Genomic DNA, 18,129 nt, shown 5'->3' on the forward strand with positions numbered 1-18,129 from the left:
CGACCTCGTATGTAGTTTCAAATCAAAACCAGTTGTACGGTAGAGAGGCTGGTTTTATATTGCAACTACATTTTCGATTGCCTACCTGCGAGCTTACCCATGGTCAAACGCACTGCCTTTGCCGACGCCGAATGCCCGGTCGCCCGCTCACTGGACGCCATCGGCGATGTCTGGTCATTGCTGATCGTGCGGGATGCCTTCGATGGCCTCTGCCGTTTTGGCGAGTTCCAACGCAACCTGGGCATGGCCAGGAACATCCTTTCAGCGCGCCTGCGGGCGCTGGTCGAACACGAGATTTTCGAGCTGCTGCCGGCTTCCGATGGCAGCGCCTATCAGGAGTACCGGCTGACCGAGAAGGGTCGCGGGCTGTTTCCGTTGATCATTGGCTTGCGCCAGTGGGGCGAGGGGTTTTTCTTCACGCCGGGGGAGGCGCATTCGCGCCTGGTGGATCGTCAGACGGGGCAGCCGATCAGGTCGCTGGAACTGCGCGCCGAGGACGGCCGTCTGCTGGGGCCGGACGATTGCCGGCGGCTGGCTGCCGGCGAGGCCTGAGGGCCGCATGCGCCAGGGCATGCGGCCAGTTGGGCGATCAGCGCAGGGTCTTCACCAGCTCGGCGACGGTCGACAACACATCCTTGCCCAATTGCATCGAACGCTTGCCGGACCAGCCGGTGAGGGCGTTCGGGGCGTCGTTGTGGTCCTTGAACGGCATTTCCAGGGTCAGTGACAGGCAGTCGAACTTCTGTCCGACGCTGTTGCAGGCCAGGGTCATGTTGGCTTGCCCTGGCAGGTCGCGGGTGTAGCCGTGGGTGGTCTGGAAGTCGCGGGTCTTGTGTTTCAGATGGCTGCGAAAATGTTCCTCAAGCGCGGCCAGGCGCGGGGTGTAGCCAGGGTTGCCTTCACAGCCGGCGGTGAACACGTAGGGGATTTCTTCATCGCCGTGGATATCCAGGAACAGGTCGACGCCGTATTGGTCCATGTGCTGCTGCACAAACAACACTTCCGGACTGCTTTCCTGGCTTGCGCTCTGCCAGGCTCGGTTGAGGTCCTGGCCCATGGCGTTGGTACGCAGGTGGCCGTGGAATGCCCCGTCCGGGTTCATGTTCGGCACCAGATACAGGTCGGCACTGGCCAGCAGGCTGCTGAGCTCTGGGTCATTGTGCTGTTGCAGGCGTTCGATCACCCCCTCCATGAACCATTCGGCCATGTGTTCGCCAGGGTGCTGCTGGGCGATGATCCAGACCTTGCGCTGGCCTTCGGCGCCAGTGCCCTTGCGCAACAGTTGAATGTCACGGCCCTCGACGCTCTTGCCGGTGGCCAGTAGTTCGGTACCGGCCTTGCCCAGCGCCTGCTCGATCAGCCAGTCATGGCGGCCGCGGCTGTAGGGCTCGAAGTAGGCGAACCAGGCGTGAGTCTCGCGGGCTTCCAGGCTGAAGCGCAGGCAGTCGCCTTCAAAAATGGTCGGCACCCGGAACCAGTTGACGTGGTCGTAGGAGGCCACGGCCTGGTAACCGTCCCAGGCCTTGTTGTAGGAGGACTTACTGGCGTTGCTCAGGCGAAACCAATGTTCTTCGCCCACATGCAGGCCGCTGGCCTTGAAGTGGAACCACTGGAAATGCGGGCTGCGGGTGTCGGGCTTGATGGCCAGCAAGGCCTGTAGCGGGTTGCTGAGGTCCAGCACTTCGATGTTGCCGCTGTCGAAGTTGGCAGTGATATCAAAGGAGCGTTGAGCCACGGTCATAATCTCATCCTGGATATGATTTTTATGACGCTACTGTACACGGGCGGGGGGTAAAGCCGAGGGCAATTTACCGGGAAAGGAGGGGGGCGTCGTCCTTGACGCTGCAGCAGCTTAGTGGCTATGCAATTGATTCTCAAGTGCTATTTATCAGTGTTTAATCCGGGTTTTTGTGAGTCGTGTTGCAAAAAGGTGGTCTTTTGATATCATCCGCGCCATCGAATTCAGCAGTACCCGTCTTCATTAGCCTGAAGCCAAAGCCAGAATAACTGGCAAAAAAAAGACCCGGCAAAAAGCCGGGTCAAAAACCGTGATTAGCCTGATGAGGAGATATTCCAAGAGTCCGACCTAAGGTCCCTTGGTCTATCGACTGATCTCGCGACCAGCTGCATGCAATAATAATCATTATCATTTACAAGTCAACTATTTTTACCCCCCCCTCATAGGAAATTCTTTCCTGTCGTTTTGCCAGACGTTGCCGACCGATCCTGGTTCGCACGTCTTTGCACGGTCTCAACCGGCTTATCTCAATAGATTTGTTCTGCGTCCAGTGACCTGTCCACCATGGCTTTGGCCATGTCGATCATGTGCACCACCGATAACGCCAGGTCGCGGCGTGCGCCCTGCAGGGTGTCCGCCGACTCATGGGCGGAGGCGGCGGCACAGCGCAACAGGTCCGAGGCATGCACCAGGGCCTCCTCGCGGCTGACGTGATGGCTGACAGCGAAGAGCCGTTCGACTACCTGGGGTTCTGAAACAGCGGGTTTCAAGTAATAGTCCAGTGCGCGCTGGGCGGCGGCGCAGTGCTTGAGTGAGGTGAAGTCGCGGGTGGTTTCCGACGCGGGTAGCGTGGTGTCGGTGATGTCCATGGTGAGTACCTACTCCGTGGGTGGGGCCTTTGGTGTTGGTAGAGAGTAGTACTAATTGTATTCATTACCAAAAATTAAATACTACAATGTGTGTGTTGAGGGTCAGCCAACGCGAAGTATTGTTCCGCCCATGGATAAATGGATTGAATTGGTCAAGGCCAAGATGAGTGAACTGCGGATCACTCAGGAAAAACTCGCCGAGCGCCTCGCCATGTCACAGGGTGGCGTCGGGCATTGGCTCAACAAACGGCGCCAGCCCAGCCTCGATGACATGAACCGGGTCCTTCAGGAGCTGGGATTGGGCTTTCTCGAAGTGGCCATGGTGCTCAGGGAGGTCGAGCAGGCGCAGGACGATAGCGGTGAGCAACCGCCATCGCTGGCGCAAAAGTACAACCCGTACTTTCGATACCCGGTGAGCGACTGGCGAGAATTGTCTGAAGTGCGCGAAGCGCAGGTACCGGCCTACAGCAATGTGCGCTCCGAGATGTCGGATTACCATGCCTTGGGTGCGGCGTTCTGGCTGGTGGTGGTGGGGGATGCGATGACTGCACCCACAGGCATCAGTATTGCCCAGGACATGCTGATCCTGGTCGACCCGGCGCTGGAAGCGGTGCCGGGCAAACTGGTGATCGCGCAATGGGCCGACAGCGCCGAAGCGACCTTTCGCAAGTTGATCGAGGAGGGCGGGCAACGTTATCTGGTGCCCTTGAATCCAACCTACCCCAAGGCCCTGTTTACCGACCAGTGTCGGATCATCGGCGTGGTGGTGCAGGCCACCGCGCGGTTTTAGCCCGCTGAGGTCCTGCCGCGCAGGACCTCAGCGCTGCTCCCGATTACTCCAACTCGACCAGCGTGCTGCCTTCGGTGACCATCTCACCTTCCTGGCAGTACAAGGCCTTGACCACGCCATCCTGGGGCGCCCGAATGCTGTGCTCCATTTTCATCGCCTCGAGCACCACCAGCGGTGTACCGGCTTGCACTGTCTGCCCGGGCTCGACTAACACCCGGACAATGCTGCCGTTCATGGGGGCGGTCAGCCCGCCCTGATGGCTGTGGCTGGCGTCAACCGCGGCAATCGGGTCGTACTCATTGATGCAGCGCAACTCGCCTGCCCACTGCAGGTACAACTGGCGGTCCTGGCGGATGGCCCGCAGTTGGCGGCGCACCCCCTGATGCTCCACTCGCAACTGCTCACCCTTGAGCTCGGCTGTGTGGGCATTGGCCGGCGCCAGGGTAATGGCCCGGTCCTGGCCTTCACAGCTCAGGTGCAGGGTGGTTTCCGCCGGCAAGCCGGCACGGAAACCGTTGCCGTTGGCCCAGGGTGAACGGGGGTCGTCGCCGCGCACGTTGGGGCGCTGGCTTTGGGCGAAGGCCTGGGCGGCGGCTTGCCAGAATTCGTCACTGAGTGCCTGGGGCGCCGGCAGCAATTGTTCCTGGTAGCGTGGGATAAATCCGGTGTCCAGTTCGGCTGCGGCGAAGGCCGGGTGGGCGACGATTCTGCGCAAAAAGCTGATGTTGGTCTTCAGGCCGCCAATGGCGAACTCATCGAGCATGCTCAGTAAGCGCAGGCGCGCCTGTTCGCGGTCCTCGCCCCAGGCAATCAGCTTGCCGAGCATCGGATCATAGTACGGCGAAACTACATCACCTTCCTCGACGCCACTGTCCACTCGACGTCCCGGGCCCGCGGCGGATTCGCGGTACAGCGCCAGGTGCCCGGTGGCCGGCAGGAAGTCGTTGCCCGGGTCTTCGGCGTACAAGCGCACTTCAATTGCATGGCCGATCAGCGGCACCTGCGCCTGGGTCATTGGCAGTGGTTCGCCCTGGGCGACGCGAATCTGCCAGGCCACCAGGTCCAGGCCGGTGATGGCTTCGGTGACCGGGTGTTCGACCTGCAGGCGGGTGTTCATTTCCATGAAGAAGAACTCGCCACGCGAGTCCAGCAGAAACTCCACGGTTCCGGCGCCGACATAGCCGATGGCCTGGGCGGCCCGAACCGCCGCTTCGCCCATGGCTTGGCGCAACTCGGCGCTGAGGCCGGGGGCTGGCGCTTCTTCCACCACCTTCTGGTGGCGACGTTGAATCGAGCAGTCCCGTTCGTTGAGGTACAGGCAGTTGCCGTGCTGGTCGGCGAACACCTGGATTTCCACGTGGCGCGGCTTGAGCAGGTACTTTTCCACCAGCATCCGCGAGTCGCCGAACGATGACAGGGCTTCACGCTGGGCCGAGGCCAGGGCTTCGGCCAACTGGCGAGTGTCCTCGACCACTTTCATGCCCTTGCCGCCGCCACCGGCTGTGGCCTTGAGCAGCACCGGGTAGCCGATGCGCTCGGCGGCGACGCGGAAGGTCTCCAGGTCCTGGGCTTCGCCGTGATACCCCGGGACCAGCGGCACACCGGCGGTTTCCATCAAGGCTTTGGCGGCAGACTTGCTGCCCATGGCGTCAATGGCCGAGGCCGGTGGGCCGAGGAAAATCAGCCCGGCGTTTTCGATGGCGCGGGCAAAACCGGCGTTCTCCGAAAGGAAGCCGTAGCCGGGGTGAATCGCCTGGGCGCCACTGGCCTTGGCCGCGGCCAGCAGTTTGTCGATCTGCAGGTAGCTGTCGGCCGCTTTGCTGCCGCCCAGGTCCACGCGGATATCGGCTTCGCGGCTGTGGCGTGCGTCACGGTCAGTGGCGCTGTGCACGGCCACGGTGGTCAGGCCCAGGGCCTTGGCAGTGCGCATGACCCGGCAAGCGATTTCGCCGCGGTTGGCCACCAGCAGGGTGGTGAGTACAGGTGCGCTCATCAACGCGGCTCCTTGGTGGTGGATTCGGCCTGCCAGCTCGGCGGGCGTTTGTGCAGGAAGGCGCGCAAGCCTTCCTGGCCTTCGGGGCTGACCCGGATCCGGGCAATGGCGTTTTCGCAGTAGCGACGCAGGGCCGGGTTCAGTGCACCGCTGCCGACTTCACGCAGCAACTCTTTGCTTGAACGCATGGCTTGCGGGCTGTTGAGCAGCAGGTTGCTGATCCAGCTTTCGACTTGCGCCTCCAGCTCGCTGGCCGGATAACTCTCGCTGAGCAGGCCCAATTCCTGGGCCCGCTGGCCGCTGAAACGCTCGGCCGTCAGCGCATAGCGACGGGCCGCACGTTCGCCGATGGCTTGCACGACGAAGGGGCTGATCACCGCTGGCGCCAGGCCGATGCGCACTTCCGACAGGCAGAACTGCGCGTCATCGGTGCCGATCGCCAGGTCGCAGCAACTGACCAGGCCCACCGCGCCGCCAAAGGCCGCGCCTTGCACCACGGCCAGGGTCGGGAGCTTCAGCTTGGCCAGGTTGTACATCAACTCCGCGAGCTCGCGGGCATCGTCCAGGTTGGTGTGGTAATCGAGTTCGGCCGATTGTTGCATCCAGGCCAGGTCGGCGCCGGCACTGAAATGCTTGCCGCGGCCGCGCAGCAGCAGGAAACGCAGGCTCGGATCGGCCTGGACCTTGTCCAGTGCCAGGATCAGCTCACGAATCATCTCGGCATTGAACGCGTTGTTCTTGGCTTCGCGGCTGAGCCAGAGCGTGGCGAAACCACGGGGATCGGTCAGCAGTTCCAGGGTATTGAAGTCGCTCATGTCTAACCTCTGCACAACTCTTCGAGGCAGGCACATGGCTTGCCGGCGAACGTCATTGCACCTGGCTCAGGCGCTATTTTCGCGGGCAGTCTTGTGCCTGCGGGATCACATCCGGAACACGCCAAAACGGGTCGGTTCGACCGGTGCGTTCAGCGATGCCGACAACGCCAGCGCCAGCACGTCGCGGGTTTGCGCCGGGTCAATCACCCCGTCGTCCCACAAGCGCGCGCTGGAATAGTAGGGGTGGCCCTGTTCTTCGTACTGATCGAGGATCGGTTGCTTGATCTCGGCTTCCTGGGCGGCGCTGAAGCCCTGGCCGCTGCGTTCGGCCTGTTCGCGCTTGACCTGCACCAGCACGCCAGCGGCCTGCTCGGCCCCCATCACGCCGATGCGCGCGTTGGGCCACATCCACAGGAACCGTGGGTCGTAGGCGCGCCCGCACATGCCGTAGTTGCCGGCGCCGAAGCTGCCGCCAATGATCACGGTGAACTTCGGCACCTTGGCGCAGGCCACTGCGGTCACCAGTTTGGCGCCGTGCTTGGCGATGCCGCCGGCTTCGTATTTCTGGCCGACCATGAAACCGGTGATGTTTTGCAGGAACAGCAGGGGAATCCCGCGCTGGCAGGCCAGTTCGATGAAGTGCGCGCCTTTCTGCGCGGCTTCGGCGAAGAGGATGCCGTTGTTGGCCAGGATCGCGATCGGGTAACCGTGCAGATGGGCAAAACCGCACACCAGGGTGGTACCGAACAGTGCCTTGAACTCATCGAACACCGAGCCGTCGACCAGGCGCGCGATCACTTCACGCACATCGAACGGTTGCTTGGCGTCAGCCGGAACCACGCCGTACAGCTCGTCGTTGGCAAACAGCGGGGCGATCGGCGTGCGCTGCTGCAGCTCGCCCAGCTTGCGCCAGTTGAGGTTGGCCACGCTGCGCCGGGCCAGGGCCAGGGCATGTTCGTCGCTGTCGGCGTAGTGGTCGGCGACCCCGGAAATCTTGCAGTGCACATCGGCCCCGCCGAGGTCCTCGGCACTCACCACTTCACCGGTCGCGGCTTTGACCAGGGGTGGGCCGGCGAGGAAAATCGTCGCCTGCTCACGCACCATGATGGCTTCGTCGGCCATGGCCGGCACATAGGCTCCACCGGCGGTGCAGGAGCCCATGACCACGGCGATCTGGGGAATGCCCATAGCGCTCATGTTGGCCTGGTTGAAGAAGATCCGCCCGAAGTGCTCACGGTCCGGGAACACCTCATCCTGGCGTGGCAGGTTGGCGCCGCCGGAGTCCACTAGGTAGATGCACGGCAGGCGATTCTGCTGGGCAATGGTCTGGGCCCGCAGGTGTTTTTTGACCGTCAGTGGGTAGTAGGAGCCGCCTTTGACCGTGGCGTCGTTGGCGACGATCATGCATTCAACGCCTTCGACGCGGCCGATGCCGGCAATCACACCCGCTGCCGGCACGTCTTCGCCGTAGACCTGGTACGCCGCCAACTGGCTGATTTCCAGGAAGGGCGAGCCGGGGTCGAGCAAGCGGTTGATCCGCTCGCGGGGCAGCAGTTTACCCCGCGAGGTATGCCGCTCCTGGGCCTTGGCGCCGCCGCCTTGCTGAACCTGGGCGAGCAGGGTGTGCAGCGCGTCGACCTGGGCGAGCATCGCCGCGCTGTTGCTGGCGAACTCCGCCGAACGGGGGTTGAGCTGGGTGTGCAGGATGGCCATGGACAGCTCCGTTAGCGGGTTTCGTTAAACAGTTCGCGACCGATCAGCATGCGACGGATCTCACTGGTGCCAGCACCGATTTCGTACAGCTTGGCGTCGCGCAGCAGGCGGCCGGCCGGGAATTCGTTGATGTAGCCGTTGCCTCCCAGGATCTGGATGGCGTCGAGGGCCATCTGGGTGGCGCGTTCGGCGCTGTAGAGGATCACCCCGGCGGCGTCCTTGCGGGTGGTTTCGCCACGCTCGCAGGCTTGGGCCACGGCATACAGGTAGGCACGGCTGGCGTTGAGCTGGGTGTACATGTCGGCGACCTTGCCCTGGATCAGCTGGAATTCGCCGATGCTCTGGCCGAACTGCTTGCGGTCGTGGATGTAGGGCACGATCAGGTCCATGCAGGCTTGCATGATTCCGGTCGGGCCGCCGGACAGCACCACGCGCTCATAGTCCAGGCCGCTCATCAGGACTTTGACGCCACCGTTGAGTACGCCGAGGATGTTCTCCTGCGGGACTTCGACGTCATCAAAGAACAGCTCGCAGGTGTTGGAGCCGCGCATGCCCAGCTTGTCGAATTTGTTGCTGCGGCTGAAGCCTTTCCAGTCGCGCTCGACGATGAACGCGGTGATCCCGTGCGGACCCTTTTCCAGGTCGGTCTTGGCGTAGATCACGTAGGTGTTGGCGTCCGGACCGTTGGTGATCCAGGTCTTGCTGCCGTTGAGCACGTAGTGGTCGCCACGTTTATCGGCGCGCAGCTTCATCGATACCACGTCGGACCCGGCATTCGGCTCGCTCATGGCCAGCGCGCCGATGTGTTCGCCGCTGATCAGCTTGGGCAGGTACTTGGTTTTCTGCTCGTGGTTACCGTTACGGTTGATCTGGTTGACGCACAGGTTGGAGTGGGCGCCGTAGGACAGGGCGACCGAGGCCGAACCGCGGCTGATTTCTTCCATCGCCACCACGTGGGCCAGGTAGCCCAGGCCGGCACCGCCGTATTCTTCCGCGACCGTGATGCCCAGCAGGCCCATGTCACCGAACTTGCGCCACAGGTCCGCGGGGAACAGGTTGTCGATGTCGATCTGGGCGGCGCGGGGCGCGATCTCTTTGCTGACGAATGCGCGGACCTGGTCACGCAGCATGTCGATGGTTTCGCCGAGGGCAAAGTTCAGAGACGGATAGCTCATGGGGCACCTTCAAACTTGTTTTTATCAATGGAGAATCGGCCTGCGATGCGCGCCGAGTCGACTGTCACCTTTACGTTAACGTAAACCTGAGACGAATGGCTGTCAATCGCCCTTTACGTTAACGTCAACTTGAGCGAGAGTAGAGGCAGTTCAGGTCGGGTCCGGCGGCAGGATGCCGGACTTCCACACACCCGCTAATAAAGACAATAGGGGTCGTCATGGATCAACACAGTGCTCACCCACAGCACAGCTACACCCGTGGCTCACAGGACAAAGCCTTGCTGGCGATGACCATTGGCCAGGCATTCGATAACACGGTCGCCCGTTACCCGCAGGGCGCAGCGTTAGTGGTTCGCCACCAGCAGTTGCGCTACAGCTGGACGCAACTGGCCGAGGCGGTGGAGTTGCACGCCAGGGCGCTGCTGGCGCTGGGCCTGCAGGCCGGGGACCGCCTCGGTGTCTGGGCACCCAATTGTGCCCAGTGGTGCATCAGCCAGTTCGCCAGCGCCAAGATCGGGGTGATTCTGGTCAACATCAACCCGGCCTATCGCAGCTCGGAGCTGGAGTACGTGCTCAAGCAGTCCGGTTGCCAGTGGCTGGTGTGCGCCGGCTCGTTCAAGACCTCCGATTACCACGCCATGCTGCAGGGCCTGGCGCCGGAGTTGGCGCAACACCCGGTCGGTCAATTGCAGTGCGAGCGCTTGCCGCAACTGCGTGGCGTGATCAGCCTCGACCCGCAGCCGCCAGCAGGCTTCCTGCCCTGGTCGCAACTGACGGATCTGGGGGCTGGGGTGCCGCGCGAGCAGCTCAAGGCGCGGCAGAACAGCCTGCATTTCGACCAGGCGGTGAACATTCAGTACACCTCCGGCACCACCGGTTTCCCCAAGGGGGCCACCCTCAGTCACTACAACATCCTCAACAATGGCTACATGGTGGGCGAAAGCCTCGGGCTGACGGCCGGCGACCGCCTGGTGATCCCGGTGCCGCTGTACCACTGCTTCGGCATGGTCATGGGCAACCTGGGGTGCATCACCCATGGCACCACCATGATCTACCCCAACGACGCCTTCGACCCCTTGCTGACCCTGGAAACCGTGGCCCAGGAGAAGGCCACTGGCTTGTATGGCGTGCCGACCATGTTCATCGCCATGCTCGACCACCCGCGGCGCAAGGAGTTTGACCTGTCCTCCCTGCGTACCGGGATCATGGCCGGGGCGACCTGCCCGATCGAGGTGATGCGCCGGGTGATCAGCGAAATGCACATGAACGAAGTGCAGATTGCCTACGGCATGACGGAAACCAGCCCGGTGTCGTTGCAGACCGGTCCTGCGGATAACCTGGAGCTGCGGGTGACCACCGTCGGCCGCACCCAGCCGCAACTGGAAAGCAAGATCATCGATGAGGCCGGCAACCTCGTGCCGCGCGGCACCATTGGCGAACTCTGTACTCGCGGCTACAGCGTGATGCTCGGCTACTGGAACAACCCCGAGGGCACTGCCGAAGCCATCGACCAGGCCGGGTGGATGCACACCGGCGACCTGGCGACCATGAACGACGAGGGCTACGTGTGCATCGCCGGGCGTAACAAGGACATGATCATTCGCGGCGGCGAGAATATTTACCCGCGCGAGCTGGAAGAGTTCTTCTTCACCCACCCGGCGGTGGCGGATGTGCAGGTGATCGGCATTCCCTGCGAGAAATATGGCGAGGAGATTGTCGCCTGGATCAAGTTCCACCCCGGCCATAGCGCCAGCGAGCTGGAGCTGCAAACCTGGTGCAAGGAGCGCATTGCCCACTTCAAGACGCCACGTCACTTCAAGTTCGTCGAGGAGTTCCCGATGACCGTGACCGGCAAGATCCAGAAGTTCAAGATGCGCGAGATCTCCATCGAGGAGCTGCGGGAGGTCAAGGGCTGACTGCAGGGGCGAGCAAGCCGCATGCGGCTTGCTCGCGATGGCGATGGTATGTCCAACATGGATGTCGGATGAGCTACCGCTATCGCGAGCTGGCTCGCTCCTACAGTGGGGGATGGGTTGATCCGCCGCTTCTACAATCGGGGGCGGGGAACCCTAAACCCCAGGCAGCACAAAGGGGAGCCGAAGCTCCCCTTTAATTTGTCGTTGCGTGCTCTTTTTTTATTATTAAGGGGCGGTCTGTTGTTGTTTTTGGCAACCGTGGCCCTTTACCGCTGTTTTGTGCGACCCCCATGCGGGGTCAAGAGCAAACGTATTTTTTTGAGCGCTGATCTGCTTTTTCGCCAAGCGATCCAACCAGTTCGGGAGCTACCTGAAGGTAGTTTTATTGTTCTCTGCCCGGTTGCGGGTCACTGCAAGCAGCACCCTGAAAAGCACACCTTCTCCAAAAAAATCTGTTAGCTGCGTCTCTGTCGTGTTGTTTTTGTTAGGTCAGAGTCGTTACGTCTTATTTTTATTAGGTTTGCCGCTTTTTTTGTTCTTGTTATGCCATAGAGATAGCAGAACCCGTGCCAACTTTTAAAAAATCCTTTAAAATCAACGATTTAGTTTTTCGTCGAAAAAATCCAGACTTAAAATTCCCTCAGGTTGTTTCCGTGTTACTCGTTTTGTTGCGGGACGGTAACACCCCGCGACACATTTACTGGGCGCTGCGGGCCTTGGCCACGCGCGAACCTGTCGTGCGCCCCAGGACGTCGCAGATCTGCTGGCCGGCCACCAGCAATTGCTGCATATCCACCCCCGTCTCGATCCCCAGGCCGTTGAGCAGGTACAGCACGTCTTCGGTGGCGACGTTACCGCTGGCGCCCTTGGCGTACGGGCAACCGCCCAGGCCGGCGATGGAGCTGTCGAACACCGCGATGCCCTCGAGCAGGCTGGCGTAGACGTTGGCCATGGCCTGGCCGTAGGTGTCATGGAAGTGGCCGGCCAGCTTGTCCCGTGGCACCTGGGCGCCCACTACCTCGAACATCCGCCGGGTAGCGCCGGCGGTACCGGTGCCGATGGTGTCACCCAGGGACACCTCGTAGCAGCCCATGGCATACAGCTCGCGGGCGACCAGGGCCACTTGTTCCGGGGCCACGTCACCTTCGTACGGGCAGCCCAGCACACAGGACACGTAACCGCGCACACTGACACCGTGCTGGCGGGCGGCGTCCATGATCGGCACAAAGCGCGCCAGGCTTTCGCTGATCGAACAATTGATGTTGCGTTGCGAGAAGGCTTCGGAGGCGGCGGCAAACACCGCGACTTCCTTGACCCCGGCGGCCATGGCGTCTTCGAACCCACGCAGGTTCGGCGCCAGCGCACCGTAGGTAACCCCGGGCTTGCGCTGGATCTGCGCGAACACCTCAGCGGAGCCGGCCATTTGTGGCACCCATTTGGGCGAAACGAAACTGCCGACTTCTATATAGCCCAGGCCCGCGGCCGTGAGCGCGTCGACCAGTTGCACCTTGTCGGCGACGCTGATGGGCTGGGCTTCGTTTTGCAGGCCATCGCGCGGGCCGACTTCGATCAGGCGTACATGGGAGGGGAGGGACATATCAGGTTCACCTGTGGTTAGGGGTGTGAAGGCGCGGCCTGCTGGCTCTTGAGGGTCTGTTCCAGCGCCTGGACGCAGCGCTCTTCGGCGGTGTCGAGTTCCAGCTTCATCTGTTCGATGTCCAGCAGTTGTTGTTCCAGTTGCTCACGGCGCTCGCTGATTTTCGCCAGCATGCTGTTCAACTGCTTGGTGTTACCGCTGGTGGGGTCGTAGAGTTCGATCAGCTCGCGGCATTCGGCCAGGGAAAAGCCAATGCGCTTGCCCCGCAGGATCAGCTTCAGGCTGACCTTGTCCCGAGGCGAGTAGACCCGCTCCTGCCCGCGTCGCTCGGGGCTAAGCAGGCCTTGCTCTTCATAAAAGCGGATGGCGCGGGTGGTGATGTCGAGCTCGCGGGCGAGGTCGGAAATGCTGTAGGTCTGGCTGCTCATGGCGCGCTCGAAAAAGGGGCTTGGCGCTAAGCTAATGTCAGGTTGACGTAAACGTCAAGCGGCAAGCGCTGCGCCAGGCTCCATTGTCCGATACCAGCCCTCAAGCCTGCGGCTTGTCGAGCTTCTTCTCGTGCGCGGTGACTTGCTGGCACAACTCGATCATCTGCTCGCGCATCCAGCGGTTGGCCGGGTCCTGGTCGGTGCTTTCGTGCCAGTACAGGTGGGTTGCCACCGGGGGCACGTCGTTGACCGGCAACAGGAACGATTGCAGTTCATGGCGGCGGGCAAAACGTTCCGGCACGGTCATGACCATGTCGGTCTGCTGCAACACCTGGGAGGCCATCAGGTAATGCTGCGACCGCAGGGCGATCTTGCGCTGGATGCCCATCTTGCCCAGTGCCAGGTCGACATGCCCCAGGCCGCTGCGGCGGCTGGAAATATGGATGTGGGTCAGGGACAGGTAGTCGTCGAGGCTGAATTTTTCCTTGCCAGCCATGGGGTGGCCCTTGCGCATGGCGCAGACGTACCGGTCTTCCATCAGCTTGACGTGGCGCACTTGCGGGTCGGTGTTGAGCGGCGCATCGACGGCGAAATCCAGGCGTCCGGCGGCCAGTTCCTTGGTGGTCTCGCGGCGCTTGGACAGGAAGCTCTCGATGATCACGCCCGGGGCCAGGCGGCGCAGGCGCTGGAACAACGGCGGCAGGATCACCGCTTCCGTGAGGTCGGTCATGCTAATGCGGTAAGTCTTGACCGCCTGCAACGGGTTGAAGATCCGGCTTTCCTGGACCGAGACCCGCAACAGCGAGAGCGCGTTGCGCACCGGACCGATGATGTTCTGCGCCATCGGTGTCGGCACCATGCCCTGGGCGGTGCGCACGAACAGCGGGTCGTTGAAGGTCTCGCGCAGACGGGCCAGAGCGTTGGACACCGCCGGTTGGGTAATGCCGACAATCTGCCCGGCACGGGTCAGGTTGGCTTCGGTATAGATGGCATCGAAGACGATGAAAAGGTTGAGGTCGACCTTGCTCAGATTCATGTCACTACGCTCTTGTTGTAGGGGGGGCTCGATCAGTCGATCATATATCGGTGATGAATGTTAATACACGCTGAGAATAGGCTAGGTAAATTTTCGTAGCTGATCTAGCATCGATTCATGCCCTCAATAACGACTTCACCACCTCGTCAAAAAAGGTAGCTGCCCATGGATTTCGCTTATTCGCCCAAGGTTCAGGAATTGCGTGAACGCGTGACTGCGTTCATGGATGCTTATGTTTATCCAGCCGAAGCCGTGTTTGAGCGCCAGGTCGCCGAAGGCGATCGCTGGCAGCCCACCGCGATCATGGAAGAACTGAAAAGCAAGGCCAAGGCCGAAGGCCTGTGGAATCTGTTCCTGCCGGAATCGGAACTGGGGGCCGGCCTGAGCAACCTCGAATACGCACCGTTGGCGGAGATCATGGGCCGCTCCCTGCTGGGGCCGGAGCCCTTCAACTGCTCGGCGCCGGACACTGGCAACATGGAAGTGCTGGTGCGCTATGCCAACGAAGAGCAGAAACAGCGCTGGCTCGAACCGCTGCTGCGCGGCGAGATCCGTTCGGCGTTCGCCATGACCGAGCCGGACGTGGCTTCCTCCGATGCCACCAACATGGCGGCCCGTGCCGAGCGCGATGGCGACCAGTGGGTGATCAATGGCAAGAAATGGTGGACCTCCGGGGCCTGCGACCCACGCTGCAAGATTCTGATCTTCATGGGCTTGAGCAACCCGGATGCGCCGCGCCATGCGCAGCACTCGATGATCCTGGTGCCGGTGGACACCCCCGGGGTAACAATCCTGCGGCCGCTGCCGGTGTTCGGCTACGACGACGCCCCCCACGGGCACGCCGAAGTGCTGTTCGAAAACGTCCGTGTGCCCTATGAAAACGTGCTGTTGGGCGAAGGCCGTGGTTTCGAGATCGCTCAGGGCCGCCTCGGCCCAGGCCGCATTCACCATTGCATGCGCTCGATCGGCATGGCCGAGCGCGCGCTGGAGCTGATGTGCAAGCGCTCGGTGAATCGCACGGCCTTCGGCAAACCGCTGGCACGCCTGGGCGGTAACATCGACAAGATTGCCGACTCGCGGATGGAAATCGACATGGCGCGCCTATTGACCCTCAAGGCCGCCTACATGATGGACACCGTGGGTAACAAAGTGGCGAAAAGCGAAATCGCCCAGATCAAGGTGGTCGCCCCGAACGTCGCCTTGCGGGTCATCGACCGGGCGATCCAGATCCATGGTGGTGCCGGGGTTTCCAACGATTTCCCGCTGGCCTACATGTACGCCATGCAACGCACCTTGCGCCTGGCCGATGGCCCGGACGAAGTGCACCGTGCGGCGATCGGCAAGTTTGAAATCGGCAAGTATGTGCCCAAGGAAATGCTCCGTAGCGGCCAATGAACTGCACCCCACCTGGCACCCGCCCGCGCCTTTGGTGTTGGCGGGTGCTGGCGCTTGGGCCCTAGGCCGGCAGTGCCTGCTCGCCCCGACCAAAACGCTCGCGATACACCGACGGCGCCAGCCCGACCACCGTGCGAAAGGCCACGCGAAAACTCTCTACGCTGCGATAGCCGCACTGCTGTGCGATCTGTTCGGTGGTGTGCCGGCTGCTTTCCAGCAGTTCGCGGGCGCGGGCCAGGCGTTGCTCTTGCAGCCAGGACTTGGGCGAGGCCCCGGTGGCTTCGCTGAAACGGCGCAGGAAGGTGCGCTCGCTCATTGCTGCCTGGCTGGCCAGGTCGCGCACTTGCAGCGGTTCATGTAAACGCTCGCGAGCCCATTGCATCACCCGTGACAGGTCGTTGCGGGGTGTGCGGCTGACCGGCGCGGGGATGAACTGCGCCTGGCCGCCGGTGCGTTGCGGTGACATCACCAGCCGGCGCGCCACCGAGTTGGCCACCTGGGTGCCAAAGTCCCGTGCCACCAGGTGCAGGCAGGCATCGATGCCGGCGGCGCTGCCGGCCGAGGTGATCAACTGGCCCGCGTCCACGTACAGCACGTCCGGGTCCACCAGGATGTTGGGGTAGCGCGCGCCCAGTTCGTCGGTGTAGCGCCAATGGGTCGTGGCGCGCAAGCCGTCGAGCAGGCCGCTGGCCGCCAGCACAAACACCCCGGAACAGATCGACACCAGGCGTGCCCCGCGCCCGTGGGCTCGGCGCAGTGCGGCCAGCAGGCCGGCGGGCACCGGATCGCAGCGGCTGCGCCAGCCGGGAATGATGATGGTGCGGGCGGTTTCCAGCAGTTCCATGCCGCCATCGGCCAATACCTGAATGCCGCCGGTAGCCCGCATCGGGCCCTGATCGACGGCGACGATCCGGTGCTGGTACCAGGGAAAGTCGAACTCGGGCCGTGCCAGGCCGAAGATCTCCACCGCAATACCAAACTCAAAGGTGCAGAGGCCGTCGTAGGCCAGGATCGCTACAGAACCGGGTGTGCTGTGCATTTGGCGGAAAGTTCCCAGTGAGTGTCTTGTGCGCCACTGTAGCGCTTCAGGTCGATTCGATACAGTGCTGGCAAGCCCATACCTGCTTTGGAGAACACCCATGACCAGCCTGGTTCGCTCGATGCCTGCCGCCCCTTGCGCCGTTGCCCTGATGCATTTCAGCAATCGCCTGACCTTTGAAACCGATTGTTCCGACGTCTTCAGCAGCCAGGAGGCGGGTGAAGTGGATTTTGTCCTGGTGGATGTGCGCGGGCCTATGGCTTACCAGCGCGGTCATGTGCCGGGTGCGATCAACATGCCTGGACGCTTGATCACGGCCCGGCTGTTGGCGGGCTACCCCAAAGACACCTTGTTCGTGGTGTATTGCGCCGGTCCCCATTGCAACGGCGCCAACAAGGCTGCGGTGAAACTGGCGGCGCTGGAGTACCCGGTCAAGGAAATGATCGGTGGAGTCACCGGGTGGCTGGATGAGGGATTCGAGTTGAGTGGCCCGGACGAAGCCCGGGCCGATGTGGCGATTGGCTGCGAGTGCTGAGCAGCCGTGACATGACGCAATGCGTGGCGCGTCTGTAGGCCATTTCAGCGCGTCGGGGCAGGGGGTTACCTGCGCTCATACCTTTGCCACTTTTCTATAACTATTTGTCGCATTTAAACAGTTTGCTCGCTGGGTGCAGCTCTAGACTGCCGGCCACTTCGATAAATACTAGCCACAAGCTACCGTCGAGGTTGCCAACAAGAGTCTCCGCACACAGGAGTTATAAATGAAGAAGTTAGCGATGTTCGGTGCTCTGGCACTGTCCGTGTTGTCCCTCTCGGCCGTGGCCGCAGACGCCAAGCCGATCCGTATCGGTATCGAAGCCGGTTACCCGCCGTTCTCGATGAAAACCCCTGACGGCAAGCTGACCGGTTTCGACGTGGACATCGGCGACGCGCTGTGCGCGCAGATGCAAGTCAAGTGCACCTGGGTCGAGCAGGAGTTCGATGGCCTGATTCCCGCGCTCAAGGTCAAGAAAATCGACGCGATCCTGTCGTCCATGACCATCACTGACGACCGCAAGAAGAACGTCGACTTCAGCATCAAGTACTACCACACCCCGGCACGTTTCGTGATGAAGGCCGGTTCCGACATCAAGGACCCTTTGACCGAGCTCAAGGGCAAGAAAGTCGGGGTTCTGCGTGCCAGTACCCACGACCGCTTCGCCACCGAAGTGCTGCAGCCAGCCGGGATCGTCCTGGTGCGCTACGGTTCCCAGCAGGAAGTCAACCTGGACATGGTCTCTGGCCGCCTCGACGCGATGCTGGCCGACTCGGTCACCCTGGACGACGGTTTCCTGAAAACCGACGCCGGTAAAGGTTTTGCGTTTGTTGGCCCGACCTATGAAGACGCCAAGTACTTCGGCGGCGGTGCCGGGATTGCCGTGCGCAAGGGTGATAAGGAGCTGGCGGACAAGTTCAACACCGCCATCACTGAAATCCGCGCCAATGGCAAGTACAAGCAAGTGCAGGACAAGTACTTCAACTTCGACGTTTACGGCGAGTAATTTCACCGTTGAAAAAGGTGGCCACCGTTGACGCGGTCGCCACTTTTTTTATGGCCGGATGGTGCTGTCCGTCCGCGATCAAAT

16 protein-coding genes are annotated in these 18,129 nt (G+C 61.9%); 6 read left to right on the forward strand and 10 right to left on the reverse strand.

The window, feature by feature from the left end; genetic code table 11:
* The first annotated feature begins 99 nt into the window (after positions 1-99).
* Positions 100-552 carry a winged helix-turn-helix transcriptional regulator gene (locus AACY45_RS09390; protein WP_339545202.1) on the forward strand — a complete coding sequence of 151 codons (453 nt, stop codon included), beginning with the start codon at positions 100-102 and terminating at the stop codon, positions 550-552.
* 37 nt (positions 553-589) lie between these two features.
* On the opposite strand, the gene AACY45_RS09395 is transcribed toward AACY45_RS09390, so the two are convergent.
* Together AACY45_RS09395 and AACY45_RS09400 are read right to left on the reverse strand one after the other, a co-directional pair.
* A complete protein-coding gene (locus tag AACY45_RS09395; RefSeq protein ID WP_339545203.1) occupies positions 590-1,741 on the reverse strand; it encodes a M14 family metallopeptidase in 1,152 nt (383 codons plus the stop codon).
* A gap of 524 nt (positions 1,742-2,265) precedes the next feature.
* Positions 2,266-2,607, reverse strand: coding sequence for a DUF6124 family protein (locus AACY45_RS09400; RefSeq protein ID WP_339545204.1), 342 nt, complete (start codon positions 2,605-2,607; stop codon positions 2,266-2,268).
* Positions 2,608-2,737: 130 nt separating this feature from the next.
* On the opposite strand from AACY45_RS09400, the gene AACY45_RS09405 reads away from it, so the two are divergent.
* Positions 2,738-3,397 (forward strand): LexA family transcriptional regulator, encoded by a 660-nt coding sequence (locus AACY45_RS09405; protein ID WP_339545205.1) that lies wholly within the window; start codon positions 2,738-2,740, stop codon positions 3,395-3,397.
* Positions 3,398-3,440: 43 nt separating this feature from the next.
* Here AACY45_RS09405 and AACY45_RS09410 read toward each other — a convergent pair whose 3' ends face one another.
* From AACY45_RS09410 to AACY45_RS09425, 4 genes are all read right to left on the reverse strand, one after another.
* On the reverse strand, positions 3,441-5,390 hold the full coding sequence (locus AACY45_RS09410) for an acetyl/propionyl/methylcrotonyl-CoA carboxylase subunit alpha (protein WP_339545206.1): 1,950 nt from the start codon (positions 5,388-5,390) through the stop codon (positions 3,441-3,443).
* Positions 5,390-6,205 carry a gamma-carboxygeranoyl-CoA hydratase gene (locus AACY45_RS09415; protein WP_339545207.1) on the reverse strand — a complete coding sequence of 272 codons (816 nt, stop codon included), beginning with the start codon at positions 6,203-6,205 and terminating at the stop codon, positions 5,390-5,392. Before AACY45_RS09415 ends, AACY45_RS09410 begins: the two co-directional genes overlap by 1 nt.
* Before the next feature lie 105 nt (positions 6,206-6,310).
* Positions 6,311-7,918 (reverse strand): carboxyl transferase domain-containing protein, encoded by a 1,608-nt coding sequence (locus AACY45_RS09420; protein ID WP_339545208.1) that lies wholly within the window; start codon positions 7,916-7,918, stop codon positions 6,311-6,313.
* Positions 7,919-7,929: 11 nt separating this feature from the next.
* Entirely contained in the window at positions 7,930-9,093 is a 1,164-nt protein-coding gene (locus AACY45_RS09425) for an isovaleryl-CoA dehydrogenase (protein ID WP_095167847.1), read from the reverse strand.
* Positions 9,094-9,311: 218 nt separating this feature from the next.
* Here AACY45_RS09425 and AACY45_RS09430 point away from each other — a divergent pair, with 218 nt between their 5' ends.
* Entirely contained in the window at positions 9,312-11,009 is a 1,698-nt protein-coding gene (locus AACY45_RS09430) for an AMP-binding protein (protein WP_339545209.1), read from the forward strand.
* 697 nt (positions 11,010-11,706) lie between these two features.
* Here AACY45_RS09430 and AACY45_RS09435 read toward each other — a convergent pair.
* The 3 genes from AACY45_RS09435 to AACY45_RS09445 all read right to left on the reverse strand — a co-directional run bounded on the left by AACY45_RS09435 (position 11,707) and on the right by AACY45_RS09445 (position 14,070).
* Positions 11,707-12,606, reverse strand: coding sequence for a hydroxymethylglutaryl-CoA lyase (locus AACY45_RS09435; protein WP_339545210.1), 900 nt, complete (start codon positions 12,604-12,606; stop codon positions 11,707-11,709).
* Positions 12,607-12,623: 17 nt separating this feature from the next.
* A complete protein-coding gene (locus AACY45_RS09440; RefSeq protein WP_339545211.1) occupies positions 12,624-13,034 on the reverse strand; it encodes a MerR family transcriptional regulator in 411 nt (136 codons plus the stop codon).
* A gap of 100 nt (positions 13,035-13,134) precedes the next feature.
* A complete protein-coding gene (locus AACY45_RS09445; RefSeq protein ID WP_339545212.1) occupies positions 13,135-14,070 on the reverse strand; it encodes a LysR family transcriptional regulator in 936 nt (311 codons plus the stop codon).
* Positions 14,071-14,235: 165 nt separating this feature from the next.
* Here AACY45_RS09445 and AACY45_RS09450 point away from each other — a divergent pair, with 165 nt between their 5' ends.
* Entirely contained in the window at positions 14,236-15,465 is a 1,230-nt protein-coding gene (locus AACY45_RS09450; protein ID WP_339545213.1) for an acyl-CoA dehydrogenase, read from the forward strand.
* A 61-nt stretch (positions 15,466-15,526) separates the two neighbouring features.
* Here AACY45_RS09450 and ftrA read toward each other — a convergent pair whose 3' ends face one another.
* Positions 15,527-16,504, reverse strand: coding sequence for a transcriptional regulator FtrA (gene ftrA / locus AACY45_RS09455; protein ID WP_339545214.1), 978 nt, complete (start codon positions 16,502-16,504; stop codon positions 15,527-15,529).
* A gap of 100 nt (positions 16,505-16,604) precedes the next feature.
* Between ftrA and AACY45_RS09460 the strand changes: the two genes are divergently transcribed.
* Positions 16,605-17,039 (forward strand): rhodanese-like domain-containing protein, encoded by a 435-nt coding sequence (locus AACY45_RS09460; protein WP_339545215.1) that lies wholly within the window; start codon positions 16,605-16,607, stop codon positions 17,037-17,039.
* Positions 17,040-17,265: 226 nt separating this feature from the next.
* Complete coding sequence (locus AACY45_RS09465; protein ID WP_339545216.1) at positions 17,266-18,045, forward strand: ABC transporter substrate-binding protein; 780 nt, start codon at positions 17,266-17,268, stop codon at positions 18,043-18,045.
* Positions 18,046-18,129: the final 84 nt, after the last annotated feature.

Origin of the sequence: Pseudomonas sp. RA_35y_Pfl2_P32, assembly GCF_963970735.1 — a bacterium.
Classification (GTDB): Bacteria; Pseudomonadota; Gammaproteobacteria; order Pseudomonadales; family Pseudomonadaceae; genus Aquipseudomonas.

Excerpts from the sequence above, each read along its gene's own strand:
- AACY45_RS09395 (WP_339545203.1), bottom strand. The coding sequence starts at position 1,741 with ATGACCGTGGCTCAACGCTCCTTTGATATCACTGCCAACTTCGACAGC.
- AACY45_RS09415 (WP_339545207.1), bottom strand. The coding sequence starts at position 6,205 with ATGAGCGACTTCAATACCCTGGAACTGCTGACCGATCCCCGTGGTTTC.
- AACY45_RS09405 (WP_339545205.1), top strand. The coding sequence starts at position 2,738 with ATGGATAAATGGATTGAATTGGTCAAGGCCAAGATGAGTGAACTGCGG.
- AACY45_RS09400 (WP_339545204.1), bottom strand. The coding sequence starts at position 2,607 with ATGGACATCACCGACACCACGCTACCCGCGTCGGAAACCACCCGCGAC.
- AACY45_RS09440 (WP_339545211.1), bottom strand. The coding sequence starts at position 13,034 with ATGAGCAGCCAGACCTACAGCATTTCCGACCTCGCCCGCGAGCTCGAC.
- AACY45_RS09410 (WP_339545206.1), bottom strand. The coding sequence starts at position 5,390 with ATGAGCGCACCTGTACTCACCACCCTGCTGGTGGCCAACCGCGGCGAA.
- AACY45_RS09435 (WP_339545210.1), bottom strand. The coding sequence starts at position 12,606 with ATGTCCCTCCCCTCCCATGTACGCCTGATCGAAGTCGGCCCGCGCGAT.
- AACY45_RS09425 (WP_095167847.1), bottom strand. The coding sequence starts at position 9,093 with ATGAGCTATCCGTCTCTGAACTTTGCCCTCGGCGAAACCATCGACATG.
- ftrA (WP_339545214.1), bottom strand. The coding sequence starts at position 16,504 with ATGCACAGCACACCCGGTTCTGTAGCGATCCTGGCCTACGACGGCCTC.
- AACY45_RS09420 (WP_339545208.1), bottom strand. The coding sequence starts at position 7,918 with ATGGCCATCCTGCACACCCAGCTCAACCCCCGTTCGGCGGAGTTCGCC.
- AACY45_RS09460 (WP_339545215.1), top strand. The coding sequence starts at position 16,605 with ATGACCAGCCTGGTTCGCTCGATGCCTGCCGCCCCTTGCGCCGTTGCC.
- AACY45_RS09465 (WP_339545216.1), top strand. The coding sequence starts at position 17,266 with ATGAAGAAGTTAGCGATGTTCGGTGCTCTGGCACTGTCCGTGTTGTCC.
- AACY45_RS09430 (WP_339545209.1), top strand. The coding sequence starts at position 9,312 with ATGGATCAACACAGTGCTCACCCACAGCACAGCTACACCCGTGGCTCA.
- AACY45_RS09445 (WP_339545212.1), bottom strand. The coding sequence starts at position 14,070 with ATGAATCTGAGCAAGGTCGACCTCAACCTTTTCATCGTCTTCGATGCC.
- AACY45_RS09450 (WP_339545213.1), top strand. The coding sequence starts at position 14,236 with ATGGATTTCGCTTATTCGCCCAAGGTTCAGGAATTGCGTGAACGCGTG.
- AACY45_RS09390 (WP_339545202.1), top strand. The coding sequence starts at position 100 with ATGGTCAAACGCACTGCCTTTGCCGACGCCGAATGCCCGGTCGCCCGC.